Origin of the sequence: Methylobacterium sp. PvR107 (assembly GCF_017833295.1) — a bacterium.
Taxonomy (GTDB): Bacteria; Pseudomonadota; Alphaproteobacteria; order Rhizobiales; family Beijerinckiaceae; genus Methylobacterium.
In genome coordinates, this window is sequence record NZ_JAFIBW010000001.1 from 3,561,325 (window position 1) to 3,573,632 (window position 12,308).

The 12,308-nt window shown below is 72.5% G+C and carries 10 protein-coding genes and 1 pseudogene; 8 read left to right on the forward strand and 3 right to left on the reverse strand.

The features are described from left to right. The first annotated feature begins 74 nt into the window (after positions 1-74). The 6 genes and pseudogenes from JOE48_RS16840 (at position 75) to JOE48_RS16865 (ending at position 6,316) form a co-directional block, all read left to right on the forward strand. Positions 75-3,950 (forward strand): CheR family methyltransferase, encoded by a 3,876-nt coding sequence (locus tag JOE48_RS16840; RefSeq protein ID WP_210031531.1) that lies wholly within the window; start codon positions 75-77, stop codon positions 3,948-3,950. Positions 3,951-4,021: 71 nt separating this feature from the next. After that, positions 4,022-4,210 (forward strand): annotated as a pseudogene (locus JOE48_RS31245) (response regulator); the annotation flags it as partial. Positions 4,211-4,531: 321 nt separating this feature from the next. Continuing rightward, complete coding sequence (gene msrB, locus JOE48_RS16850) at positions 4,532-4,981, forward strand: peptide-methionine (R)-S-oxide reductase MsrB (protein WP_210031534.1); 450 nt, start codon at positions 4,532-4,534, stop codon at positions 4,979-4,981. Further along, positions 4,978-5,487, forward strand: a complete 510-nt coding sequence (msrA, locus tag JOE48_RS16855; protein ID WP_210031536.1) for a peptide-methionine (S)-S-oxide reductase MsrA — start codon at positions 4,978-4,980, stop codon at positions 5,485-5,487. Before msrB ends, msrA begins: the two co-directional genes overlap by 4 nt. Positions 5,488-5,694: 207 nt before the next feature. Next, on the forward strand, positions 5,695-6,096 hold the full coding sequence (locus tag JOE48_RS16860) for a thiol-disulfide oxidoreductase DCC family protein (protein ID WP_210031537.1): 402 nt from the start codon (positions 5,695-5,697) through the stop codon (positions 6,094-6,096). A gap of 4 nt (positions 6,097-6,100) precedes the next feature. Continuing rightward, positions 6,101-6,316, forward strand: a complete 216-nt coding sequence (locus tag JOE48_RS16865; RefSeq protein ID WP_210031538.1) for a hypothetical protein — start codon at positions 6,101-6,103, stop codon at positions 6,314-6,316. Between the two features lie 165 nt (positions 6,317-6,481). Here JOE48_RS16865 and JOE48_RS16870 read toward each other — a convergent pair whose 3' ends face one another. From JOE48_RS16870 to JOE48_RS16880, 3 genes are read right to left on the reverse strand one after another with little or no spacing between them, the layout of a single operon-like run. Beyond that, positions 6,482-7,288 (reverse strand): helix-turn-helix domain-containing protein, encoded by an 807-nt coding sequence (locus tag JOE48_RS16870; RefSeq protein ID WP_245252859.1) that lies wholly within the window; start codon positions 7,286-7,288, stop codon positions 6,482-6,484. Positions 7,289-7,324: 36 nt separating this feature from the next. Then, entirely contained in the window at positions 7,325-7,903 is a 579-nt protein-coding gene (locus tag JOE48_RS16875; protein ID WP_210031540.1) for a class GN sortase, read from the reverse strand. After that, positions 7,900-10,074 carry a marine proteobacterial sortase target protein gene (locus tag JOE48_RS16880; protein ID WP_210031541.1) on the reverse strand — a complete coding sequence of 725 codons (2,175 nt, stop codon included), beginning with the start codon at positions 10,072-10,074 and terminating at the stop codon, positions 7,900-7,902. Before JOE48_RS16880 ends, JOE48_RS16875 begins: the two co-directional genes overlap by 4 nt. A gap of 498 nt (positions 10,075-10,572) precedes the next feature. On the opposite strand from JOE48_RS16880, the gene JOE48_RS16885 reads away from it, so the two are divergent. Further along, positions 10,573-11,301: an NUDIX domain-containing protein gene (locus JOE48_RS16885; protein WP_210031543.1), complete on the forward strand. Its 729-nt coding sequence runs from the start codon at positions 10,573-10,575 to the stop codon at positions 11,299-11,301. A 10-nt stretch (positions 11,302-11,311) separates the two neighbouring features. Beyond that, entirely contained in the window at positions 11,312-12,298 is a 987-nt protein-coding gene (locus JOE48_RS16890; protein WP_210031545.1) for an SPFH domain-containing protein, read from the forward strand. The last annotated feature ends 10 nt before the right edge of the window (positions 12,299-12,308 follow it).

Genomic DNA, 12,308 nt, shown 5'->3' on the forward strand with positions numbered 1-12,308 from the left:
CCGGCCGCGCGGGCGACGGCTGCCCGCAGGGGCGCGTCCCTGCGCGCGTCCATGAGTCCGGGAGCAGCGCCGCGATGGTGACGTCCGCCCCCGAAGCGGCCCCCCCGGATGCGCGGCCCGCCGTCGTCGCGGTCTGTGCCTCGGCCGCGAGCCCGGAATCGCTGCTGCATCTTCTGCGCACGCTGGCGCCGCAGCCCGATATGGCGCTCGTCATCGTGCTGCAGCACCGGGAGGCGCTGGACGCCGAGGCGTTCACGCAGGCGCTGCGCGAGGCCGGCCACGTCCCCAGCCCGGTCGCGCACGACGCTCCGCTCGTCGCGGGGAAGACCTACCTCCCCGATCCCGATGTCATCATGAGCCTGGAGGGCGGCCGGTTCCGGGTCAAGCCCGCCGAGCAGAGGCCGGGCGCGCGCGGGACCATCGACAGCTTCCTCGTGGCGCTGGCCAGCGACGAGGAGGCCAACAGCATCGTGGCGATCCTGGCCGGCACGGGTGCGGACGGCACCCTCGGCTTCAAGGCCGTGAAGGAGGCGGGCGGGCTGACGCTCGCGGAGGAGACCGAGGAATCGCGCTCCAGCGAACTCGCGGGCAGCAACCATCCCGCCGCCCTGGCCGACGCGGTGCTGCCGATCGACCGGCTGGCGGAGCGGATCAAGGACGGCATCCGGCAGATCCGGGCGGGCGCCGAATTCGCCCGCCCCGACGCGGCCGACAACCCGGCCACGCTGGGGAGTATCGCGGCGGTGCTGCGCAAGCGGACCGGCCACGATTTTCACGGCTACAAGCCCGGCACCTTCCTGCGCCGGGTCCAGCGGCGCATGCAGGTCGTTCAGATGTCCTCCGCGGCCGCCTATCTCGACCTGCTGCGCGAGCGGCCCAGCGAGGCCCAGGAGCTGTTCAACGACCTGCTGATCGGCGTCACGCAGTTCTTCCGCGATCCCAACGAATTCGAGCTGCTCGCCCGCGAAATCGTCCCGAAGCTGTTCGCCGGCAAATCGCAGAACGACCGGATCCGCGTCTGGGTGATCGGCTGCTCCACCGGCGAGGAGGCCTATTCCCTCGGAATCCTGCTGCGCGAGCACATGGCCACCCTCGACGAGGTGCCGCTGGTGCAGATCTTCGCGACCGATCTCGACGGCCGGGCGCTCGCGGCGGCCCGCGCCGCCCGCTACGCGCACACGATCGCGGACGACATGTCGCCGGAGCGGCTGGCGCGCTGGTTCGTCAAGGAAGGCAACACCTACTGCGTGGTCAAGGAGCTGCGCGAGATGTGCATCTTCTCGCAACACAGCATCATCAAGGACGCCCCGTTCTCGCGCCTCGACATCGTCTCCTGCCGCAACCTGCTGATCTACCTCGACGCCGAGCTGCAGAACCAGGTGATCCCGCTGTTCCACTTCGCGCTGAAGCCGAGCGGCGTGCTGTTCCTGGGCAATTCCGAGAACGTCTCCCGCCACACCAACCTGTTCGCGCCGCTCGAGCCCCGCTCCCGGGTGTTCCGCCGGCTGGAAGCGTCCAACCGGGTGCTGCCCAACTTCCCGTTCACGGTGGCCTCGCTGCCTCCCGAGAGGCTGCCGGTTCGCAGCGTGGCGCCCAGCACGATCGAGCCGTCCCTGGCGCAGCGGGCCGAGCGCTTCGCGGAGCGATACGCGCCGGCCTACGTGATCCTCGACGACGGCTACAACGTCCTGCATTTCTCCGCCCGGACGGGCCGCTACCTCGACCCGGTCGGCGGGGCGGCGACGCTGAACCTCCTGCAGCTGATCCACCCCGACCTGCGCTTCGACGTGCGCGAGGCGCTGTCGCGGGCCGCTGAGGCGGAGGAGACCGTCGAGCTCGAGGACCGGCGCATCGGGGTGAACGGCCACAGCCTCGTCGTCGACCTCGTGGTCGAGCCGGTCAAGCACGCCTCCGGCCCGGTGCGGAGCTACTTCGTCCTGTTCAAGGACGGGCACGCCGCGCCGGGACCCGGGCAGATCGTCGTCCCGACCGCTTCCTCCGACCAGCAGGCCTACATCCAGCAGCTCGAAGCCGAGCTGCGCGAGACACGGGAGCGGCTCCAGGCGACCGCCGAGGAGGCCGAGGCCACCAGCGAGGAGCTGAAGGCCTCCAACGAGGAATATCAGTCCCTCAACGAGGAGCTGCAATCCGCCAACGAGGAATTGCAGACCTCCAAGGAGGAGCTGCAGTCGCTCAACGAGGAATTGACCACCGTCAATGGCGAACTCAGCCTCCGGGTGCAGGAACTCGGGCGCAGCAACAGCGACCTGAAGAACTTCCTCGAGAGCACGCAGATCGCCACGATCTTCCTCGACAACCACTTGCGGGTGACGAACTACACACCGGCGGTCGCCGAGATCTTTCACCTCGTCGAGACCGATACCGGCCGGCCGATCGGCCACATCAAGTCGCGCCTCGCCTATGAGGAACTGCAGGCCGATGCCCGGCAGGTGCTGCGGACCCTGGCGGCGGTCGAGCGGGAGATCGAGAGCGCCACCGGAGCCCGCTACATCGTCCGGATCCTGCCCTACCGCAGCGTGGACAACTTCATCGCCGGCGTCGTGATCACCTTCGTCGACATCACCGCGCGCAAGCAGGCCGAGACGGCCCTGCGCGAGAGCCAGGAGCGCTTCCGGCTCGTGGTCGAGAACGCCCGGGACCACGCCATCTTCACCACCGATCCGGAGAACCGGATCACCGACTGGTACCCGAGCGCGGAGGCGGTGTTCGGCTGGACCGCCGACGAGGCCATCGGGCAGCCCGGCAGCATCCTGTACACGCCGTCGGACCGTCGGCAGCACGCCGACGAGAAGGAGCTCGAGGCGGCGCGCCGGGAAGGCTCGGCGCCCAACATCCGCTGGCACCTGCGCAAGGACGGGGCGCGCGTGTTCATCGAGGGCACGACCCGGGCCCTGCACCACGCGGATGGAAGCCTGCGCGGCTTCCTCAAGATCGGCCAGGATACCACGAACCGGCGGGAGACCCACGAGGCCCTGCGCGCGAGCGAGACCCGCCAGCGCGCGCTGATCGAAGGCATCCCGCAGCTCGTCTGGCGTTCGGCCGAGGATGGCCAATGGACCTGGGGCAGCCCGCAATGGCTGGCCTTCACCGGGCAGAGCCAGGACGAGAGCCTCGGCATGGGCTGGCTCGACGCCGTGCACCCGGATGACCACAACGCGGCCCTGGAGGCCTGGGACCGGGCCCGGCTCGATGGCGTCCTCAATGTCGAGTACCGCGTGCGCCGCGCCGCCGACGGGGCCTGGCTCTGGCACCATACCCGCTCACTGCCGGTGCGGGACGCCGCGGGCCACACCGTGGAATGGCTCGGCACCTCGACGGATATCGATGCCATCCGCCAGCTCCAGGCCCGGCAGGAGGTTCTGGTCAACGAGCTGCAGCACCGGGCGCGCAACCTGCTCGGTGTCGTCTCGGCCGTCGCCGACCGGACGGTGCGGCAGGGCGGATCGGTGGAGGCGTTCGAGGAGCGGCTGCAGGCCCTCAGCCGGGCGCAGGGTCTGCTCAGCCAGGGCGGCCACGACACCGTCGCGGTCGGTGCCCTGGTGCGGGCCGAGCTGGCCACCTACACCGACGAGGCCTCGCCCGTCGTCGTGATCGAAGGACCCGAGGTCCGGCTCAAGGCGCGGCAGGTGCAGAACTTCGCCCTGGCCGTGCACGAACTCACCACCAATGCGGTGAAGTACGGGGCCCTGAAGGACGGCTCCGGGCGCCTGTCGGTCACGTGGGACGTCGCGCAGGACGCGCAGGCGCGCGGCCGGCTGGCGCTGAGCTGGATCGAGAGCGGAGTCGCCGTACCCCAGGGCGTGGCGCCCCGGCGCGGCTACGGCACGGAGCTGATCCAGGAGGCGCTCGCCTACGCGCTGCAGGCCGACGTCGAATACGTCCTCGAGCCGGGCGGCGTGCGCTGCCGGATCGAGATGCCCGTCTCGTGACCTTTGTGAACCCGTGGGCCCGGTGCCCTGTTGATCCAGGCGTGTCCTGATCGATCCCGCTCGGAGAGCCCATGTCCCGCGCTGATGCTGCCCTCGCCGGTCGCCGCGTCCTGGTCGTCGAGGACGAGTACCTGATCGCCAGCGAGATGAGGCGCTGGCTGCAGGCGGCCGGGTCCGAGGTGCTGGGTCCGGTGCCGAGCGTGGACAGGGCCCTGGACCTGATCGAGGAGCGCCGCCCCGACGTGGCGGTGCTCGACGTCAACCTCGGGGCGGGCGATGACGCCTACCCGATCGCCGACAGGCTGGGGGCGCTGGGGGTGCCGTACCTGTTCGCCACGGGCGACGTGCGCCTGGCCGATACCTCGATCTACCGGGACCGGCCACGGCTGGAGAAGCCGTTCCTGGCGCGGGAGCTGGTGCGCGCCCTGAGCGCGATCCTCGCCGAGAACCGCGCCTGAGCGTGCGGCGCCGGGATCCGTGAGGCGGTAACATCCTCGGGGCCGAGCCGGGCTGCGGCGCGGTCGCGCGCTCGACAACCCCGGGCGCGCTCACCATCTTGGCGGCAACAAAGGACGTCCGCCATGACAACCTATCGCAAATCGCCCGAGGCCATCGCGGCGCTGACGCCGGAGCAGTACCGGGTCACCCAGCAGAACGGCACCGAACGGCCCGGCACGGGCCCGCTCCTGGCCAACAAGGAGCCGGGCATCTACGTCGACATCGTCTCCGGCGAGCCGCTGTTCGCCAGCGCCGCCAAGTACGAATCCGGCTGCGGTTGGCCGAGCTTCACCCGGCCGATCGACCCCGCGCACGTGACCGAACTCCGGGACGCGTCGCACGGCATGGTCCGCATCGAGGTCCGGTCCACGCACGGGGACAGCCATCTCGGCCACGTGTTCAACGACGGCCCGCGCGACCGCGGCGGCCTGCGCTACTGCATCAACTCGGCGGCGCTCCGCTTCGTGCACCGGGACGACATGGAAGCGCAGGGCTACGGCGCCTACCTGCCTCAGGTGGAGACGGTATCATGAGCATCGAACGCGCAGTTCTCGCCGGCGGCTGCTTCTGGGGCATGCAGGATCTGATCCGCAAGCTGCCGGGCGTGGTCTCGACCCGGGTCGGCTACACGGGCGGGGACGTTCCGCACGCGACCTACCGCAACCACGGCACGCATGCGGAGGGGATCGAGATCACGTTCGACCCCGCGACGATCAGCTTCCGCCAGCTGCTGGAATTCTTCTTCCAGATCCACGACCCGACCACGCCGAACCGCCAGGGCAACGACCGCGGCCTGAGCTACCGCTCCGCGATCTTCTACGTGACGCCCGAGCAGAAGCAGGTCGCCGAGGACACGATCGCGGATGTCGACGCATCGGGCCTCTGGCCCGGCCGGGTCGTGACCGAGGTCGCGCCGGCCGGCGATTTCTGGGAGGCGGAGCCCGAGCACCAGGATTACCTGGAGCGGATCCCGAACGGCTACACCTGCCACTTCGTCCGGCCGGGCTGGCGGCTGCCGCGGCGCTCGGACGCGGCCTGACGCGGGCGCCGCTGCGGCCCCGTCGTTCCGGGGTGCCGCAGGCGAGCCCGGAACCCAGAGCCGCGGGTGCCAAATCGTGTCGCCTCGGCGGGTCTGGATGGCCCGCCTGCGGCGTGCCCCCTTCGGGTCCGGGCGCCGCTGCGCGGCTCCGGGATGACGGGGTGGCTGCCGCCGGCCGGAGATGGGGAAGGGAGTTCGAGACCGGCCATGAGCGACGACGCGCCCGGACAGACCCTCAGCGTCTACTACGACGGCGGCTGCCCGCTCTGTCGGGTCGAGATCGACCAGTACCGCCGTTGCGCGGGCGCGGAGCGGCTCGCCTTCGTGGATGTCGGCCGCGGGGCACAGGCGCTCGGGCCGGATCTCCCGCGCGACGCCGCCCTGCGGCGCTTCCACGTGCGCACCGCGGATGGCCAGCTGGTCTCCGGCGCCGCGGCCTTCGCGTGCCTCTGGCGGACCCTGCCGGCCTGGCGCTGGCTCGGACGGCTGATCGATTGGCGCGTGCTGGGAGTCCGGCCCGTGCTGCCGGTCGCCGAGGCCGCCTACCGGCTGTCCCTGACCGTGCGGCCTCGGCTGGCGCGGTTGGCCGCCCGGCGATCCGGGGCGTGACCCGGTGACGACACGCTGCGTCCACTATGTCGGCTTCCGGGATGACCGCTTCTGGAACGCGTTCCGGATCTTCGGCGGTCCGCGGGTGATCCACCGCCGCTGGGACTTCTACGCGACCCGCGACGTCGGTCCCGACGACATCGTGGTCTTCGCCGAGGGCGACGACACGCAGCCGCTGGCCGCGCGCAACGCCACCGACATCGACGAGCGCTGGCTGTAGCGCCCGGTCGGCGGGGAGGCCCGTTGAACCCCTGTCATTCCGGGCTCGTCTGCGGCACGCCGGAACGACGGCCCGGCGTACCGTTTGTCGAACTTCCGCCTGAAGATCGATCGCCGCAAGCGCGCCACCCGAAGCCCGTGCGGGCGAGAAGGCTCCGCCGCGATCCTAGAGCGCGCCCGGGAAGAACGTCGCGTAGCCGTCCTCGTGAACCCGGCGGAGGTAGTCCCGGTACTGGGCGTGGCCCGGCGCCTCCGGCCCGATGCGCCCGTAGCCGAACTCCGCGCCCGCCGGCTCGGGCAGCAGCGCCAGCGGCGCGCAGGCCGGTGTGAGCTGGGTGCCGCGGCCTGCGGCCAGCGTCGTCAGAATCCCGTACATCTCGCCCTGGATGTTCGGGCGGCACAGCACCGCGAGCCGGTGCTGCCCGTGCCAGTTGGTCACGAGATAGATCATGCCCGACTGGCTCGGCACGGCGACGCTGCCGGATTGCGCGAACGGTGCGTCGATCCGCTCGGCCTCGCGGAACACCAGGCGGGCGCTGTCGGAATCCCAGGCGATCTCGGTCCGGTAGGCGAAGATCGCGCCCGCATCGCCGAAGGAGGGCCGCAGGGTGAGGTAGCGCCCCTCGATCCAGGCCACGCTCTCCCGCGAGTAGGATCCCAGGGCGTCGGGCGCGTGGCGCGCCGTTTCCGGTGCCGGCGGCCCCGTCTCCTGGCGCAGGGACTGGCCCAGGGCCTCCTCAAGCCGGATCGTGGTCGCCAGGGTGAAGGGGCGGCGGCCGGCCAGCGCCTTCTCCAGGGTCGAGAGGCTGATCCGGGCCTCCTCGGCCAGGGTCTGCCGCGAGATGCGGCGGCGGGCCAGCGCCTCCCGCACGGTCTGGGCAATGGCGCGGCTCTGCGCCTCCGACAGCTCGATCTCGCTCACGGGCAGGCTCGCAGGGGCTCGATCCGCACAGATCCGCACGGAACCGCACATTTGCGCAAGCGTCGCCGTGTCGATCCCTGTGGCCAGTCAGGGCGTTTCCGCCTCCGCCTCGACGATCAGCCGCAACGGTCCGGCGCGCAGAGCCGCGAGCGGCCAGCAGGTGACCAGGGCGAGATGCCGGCCGGGCGCCTGCGGGTCGAGCCCCGAGGCGTCCCAGGCGGCGACCCGCGAACCGGTGACGCGGAAACGGACGGCCCGGCCGTCGCGGCGCGTGACTGTGACGGGGTCGCCCGGCGCGAGACCACCCAGCACCCCGAACTGCGTGTCGCGGTGCGCGGCGAAGACCGCGGTGCCGGGCCCGCCCGCCTCCGGCGTGCCGTCGAGCTGCCCGGGACCGAAGGCCAGGGCCTGCCCGCTGCCGCCGCGCAGCACCACGAAGCTGCGGCCGGCCAGATCGAGCCGGGCGACCGGCTCCGTATCGGCCCAGGGCCAGGGCTTCATCGGGCGCCCCTCAGCCAGAGAGCGGGCGAAGGCGCGTTCCAGCAGCGCCTGCGCCAGGGCGGCCTTGGCGGGGATCCAGGCGGCCTGCGCGGCGAGGCCCAGGCCCGCCAGGGTGAGGAGGGCCGCAAGGGCCCTCCCCAATCCGGTTCCGGGACGGCCGCTCATCGGGCGTCCCCGATCCGCCGGCCGCCGGACCGTCGCAGGCCGGCGCTCAGCACCACGCCCAGGAGGGCGAGGAGCAGCCCGAGGCCGAGCTGCGCCAGGATCCCGGCCCCGGTCTGGGGGAGGGCGATGCCGTCCCCGGCGGCGTTGATCGGCACGATGCGCGGCCCGGTCCCGCGGGTCGGGTCCGGTGCGGCGCCCGGCTGATCCGGTCCGAAGACCTTGGCGAAGTCCCAGCCCGCCGGCAGGTTCAGCGGCAGATCGGCGGCCACGAGCGGCGTGCCCGCGGCGCGGCGCGGTGTGGCGTCGACGGCCACGAGGCTGGTCAGGCGCGTCGTCAGCCCGTGCTCCAGGGCGAGGGCGAGGATCGCGGCATCGGCCGCGTCGGTGCCGAGGCGTCCGGTGATGCGCGCCGTCTCGGTCTCGCCGATCCGGGAGCGCGCCCAGACCTTCGAGATGCCGGCCCCCGGGGCCGCCCCGGCGAGGGGCAGCGTGCGGCTCCAGGGCCGGCCGCCGACACGGCCCGAGACGGTGACGGTCCCGCCGATCTCGGGGAGCCGGGCGGCGAAGACCAGCGGCTCGCCGCGATAGAGGTCCGGAAGCGCGCCCGGCGTCACCTCGGCGCCGGGGACCGAGAAGGTCGCGGTGAGGTCGGTCACGGCGGGGGATTCGAGCTTGGCGTAGAGGGCGCGGGTGCGCGCGTCGACCTGGGCGAGGTCGCGGATCTCCGTGAAGCTGCCGCGGCCGATCTCGGCGGCGTGGCGCATCAGGTGGCCGTTGGGCGCCGAGCCGATGCCGACCATGAACAGGCGCGAGCGCCCGAGATTGGCGTGGATCGCCGCGAAGATCCGGTCCTCGTCGCCGACCGCACCGTCGGTGAGGAACACGACCTGCCGCACGCGCCCGTCCTCCGGGTGGGGATCGGCTAGGGCCGCCTTCAGGGGCGCCAGCATCTCGGTGCCGCCGCGCGCCTCCAGGGCGGTGACGAAGCGCTCGGCGCCCGCCAGGGCCTCCGGGGTCGCCGGGACGGACTCGGGATGCAGTGCGTCCCAGGTGTCGTCGAAGCGGATGACGTTGAACCGGTCCCGCGGCGTCAGGCGGGCGAGGCCCGCGATCAGCCCGGCCTTGGCCTGCCGCATCGAGGCGCCGGACATCGAGCCGGAATTGTCGATGACGAAGGTGACGTCGCGGGCGGGCCGGGCGGCCGACTCGGCCTCGACCGTCGGCGGGGTCAGAGTGGCGAGCAGGTAGGTCCGGCCGGCGACCGTCTCGCGGAACAGGCCGAGGCCCGGCATCCGGCTGGGGACGGGCTCCCAAGTCAGTTCGAGGTCGCGGTCGGCCGGCACCACGCCGTCGGCCAGGGTGATGGTGCGGGCCTCCGGGCCGGCCTCGGTCACGCGGATCGCGTGGGTCGCGCTGTGGACGGCGCCGATGGCGAAGCCCGCCTGGAGCCGCACCGTGACGGCGACCGGGTTGAGCGGCGGCGTCGTCACCGGGTCACGCACGGGCGGGCTGATCCGCGCGCGGTCCGGCACGGGATCGTGCGCGGCGCCGTCGAGCGCGACCGTGCCCAGAGCCGACGGCGCCGGATTGTAGCGCGGCGCCACCACCAGGGGCAGGCGCAGCGTCCGCGTCCCGCCGGAGACGGGAACCGTCTGCTGATAGGTGATCTGGACCAGAACCGTCTCGCCGGGACCGATATTGGCGACCGTGTCGGTGAAGACGTTGGGCCGCTCCTGCTCGGTGAGCGCCGCCGACTGCCCAGCCGCCTTGGCGGCCTCGTAGGCGCGCTTGGCCGCGGCCCGCTCGCGGATATCGGCGACGATCACGCGGGCGCCCACGACGAGCTTCATCCCGTCGACGGCCGCGTCCTCCGGCAGGGGAAACAGGTAGGTGCCCTCGACCCAGTCGGCCGTGGTGTTGCGGAAGGCCTGGGTGACGGTGGCGCGGGCGGTCGGGCCGCTGACGTCGACGCCGATATCGGTCGCCAGTTGAATGGCCTCGACCGGCGCGGTGCCGGCGGGCCCGCGCAGCATCAGGCCGCCGCGTGCCGGCCCCGGCATCGCGTGCGCCGATGCGAGCATGACGAGGAGCGCCAGCAGCCCGAGGAAGAGCGGCGACAGCGCGGCAGCGCGCGGCTGCCCGAGTGCGGATCGTGGAGCGGAGAACGGCATCGGAGAACCTCCAGCGCCGGCGGATCTGGGCCGGCTCGGTGCTGAAGCTCCCGCGCCCGCCGCTGCGCCGCCACGGGAAGCTTCGCCCTTTTCCGGGCCGGAACCGGACGCGCCGGACGGGCCGCGGCGGATCGGTGCGGAGACAGTGCGGTCCCGTGCGCCCTGTGGCGCTTCCTGACGGATACGCCACGGCCACGAATTTCGGCCAACGAGACCTGGCTCAGGCTCGGAGGGACAACCCCGTCATTCCGGGACCGCGGAGCAGGGCACGCAATCCAGATCCGAAACGCGCGCCCGGCCTGTCACGGTGGACGGTTCCGGGTTCCGGGCTCCCCTGCGGCGCCCCGGAACGACGGCATGCGTGCTGCGCGGCGACCGGCACTCGGCGGCGTCGCAACCCGTCGACCTGCGTTCGCATCCGTGGACGTCGCCGACGCGCCTTGACTTATGCGCAGGTTGCGTCTTAGTTATACTCAAGTTGAGCAGAAAGGCCTCGCGATGACCGAATCCGAGTTCCTGGCCGGCTACGATCCCGCAGCCTACGAACGGCCCGCCTTGGCGGTGGACCTGGTGCTGACGGGCATCCGGCACGGCCGCCCGGCGGCGCTCCTGATGCGGCGGACCCAACACCCGCAGGCCGGGCTCTGGGCGCTGCCCGGCGGCTTTGTGGGGATCGCCGAGACCCTCGACGACGCGGCGGAGCGCGTCCTGCGCGACAAGGCCGGGATTGCCCGGGCGCGGCTGGAGCAGCTCTACACGTTCGGCGCCGTCGATCGCGATCCGCGCATGCGCATCGTCTCGGTCGCCTACCTGGCGCTTCTGCCCGCAGCGGCCTTCGCCGAGGCCCTGGCCGGCGGCGGCCTGACGGCGGCCGCGCTCGTGGTGCCCTGGGCGGGTGAGGCCGGCGGCTCCGTCTCGGCGGTGTCGGAGGAGGGCGCACCGCTCGCCCTCGCCTTCGACCATGCCGATATCCTGGCGCTCGCCGTGAAGCGGCTGCGCGGCAAGCTCGACTACACGGACGTCGCCTTCGCGCTGCTGCCCGAGCAGTTCACGCTGCGGCAGCTTCAGGACGTCCACGAGGCGGTGCTCGGCGCAGCCCTCAACACCTCCGCCTTCCGCCGCCGCATGCGCGACCGGGGCTGGATCGCGCCGACCGGCGCTCGCGAGACCGGGACGGCGTTCCGCCCGGCCGAACTCTTCCGCTTCGACAGGTCACGTCAGTCTTGAGGAGACCCCCATGGCCACGATCCGCAACATCGGTGTGATCGCCCAGCTCCGGAGCGAGGCGAGCAGCCACATCATCCGCTTCCAGAACGGGCGCGTCCGCCAGAGCGGGCGGGGGCTGGTGTTCTGGTTCCGGCCGGAGACCGCGAGCATCAGCGAGGTGCCGGTGGACGACCGCGAGATGACCCTGTTCGTCCGGGGTCGCAGCCGCGATTTCCAGACCGTCGTGGTGCAGGGCACGATCGGCTGGCGCGTGGTCGATCCCGAGCTGCTGGCGAGCCGGGTCGACTTCTCGATCAACCTCGCGAGCGGGCGCCTGCAGGGCGAGCCGCTGGAGCGGATCGAGGTGCGCCTCGGCGGCATCGCCGGTCAGGCGGCGCTGCACTATCTCGGGGCAAGCCCGATCGGCGCGCTCCTCGACGCAGGGCCGGAGCCGTTGCGCGCGGCCCTCGAGGCGGTTCTGGCCGCCGCCCCGGCGCTGGCCGAGATCGGCCTCGCGGCCGTGTCGGTGCGGCTGACCAATCTGGCGCCGACCAGCGAGCTGGAGCGGGCCCTGCAGACGCCGACCTTCGAGGCCCTGCAGCAGAAGGCCGATGCGGCGACCTTCGCCCGGCGGGCCCTGGCGGTGGAGAAGGAGCGCGCCATCGCGGAGAACGAGCTCGCGACCAAGACCGAGCTGGCCCGGCGCGAGACGGTCCTGATCGCCCAGGAGGCGGAGAATGCCCGCGACCGCGCCGCCGGCCTCGCGGAGGCGCGCGGCCTGGAGGCGGCCGCGGAGGCGGAACGGATCCGGCTGGTCGAGGGTGCCCGAGCCGAGGCCGAGCAGCGCCGCGCGGCGGTCTACCGGGACATGCCGCCGGCCGTGCTGCTCGGGCTGGCCGCCCGGGAACTCGCCGGCAAGCTGGAGACGATCGAGCACGTCAACGTCACGCCCGACCTGCTCGCGGCGTTCCTGGGCGAGGTCCGCAGCGCGCTTCCCGTGCCGGCTGCGGCGCGCTGAGGAGAGGCGC

Bases quoted from the DNA above. Each gene is read 5' to 3' on its own strand.
- JOE48_RS16840 (WP_210031531.1), top strand. From the start codon at position 75: ATGGTGACGTCCGCCCCCGAAGCGGCCCCCCCGGATGCGCGGCCCGCC.
- msrB (WP_210031534.1), top strand. From the start codon at position 4,532: ATGACAACCTATCGCAAATCGCCCGAGGCCATCGCGGCGCTGACGCCG.
- msrA (WP_210031536.1), top strand. From the start codon at position 4,978: ATGAGCATCGAACGCGCAGTTCTCGCCGGCGGCTGCTTCTGGGGCATG.
- JOE48_RS16860 (WP_210031537.1), top strand. From the start codon at position 5,695: ATGAGCGACGACGCGCCCGGACAGACCCTCAGCGTCTACTACGACGGC.
- JOE48_RS16870 (WP_245252859.1), bottom strand. From the start codon at position 7,288: ATGTGCGGTTCCGTGCGGATCTGTGCGGATCGAGCCCCTGCGAGCCTG.
- JOE48_RS16875 (WP_210031540.1), bottom strand. From the start codon at position 7,903: ATGAGCGGCCGTCCCGGAACCGGATTGGGGAGGGCCCTTGCGGCCCTC.
- JOE48_RS16880 (WP_210031541.1), bottom strand. From the start codon at position 10,074: ATGCCGTTCTCCGCTCCACGATCCGCACTCGGGCAGCCGCGCGCTGCC.
- JOE48_RS16885 (WP_210031543.1), top strand. From the start codon at position 10,573: ATGACCGAATCCGAGTTCCTGGCCGGCTACGATCCCGCAGCCTACGAA.
- JOE48_RS16890 (WP_210031545.1), top strand. From the start codon at position 11,312: ATGGCCACGATCCGCAACATCGGTGTGATCGCCCAGCTCCGGAGCGAG.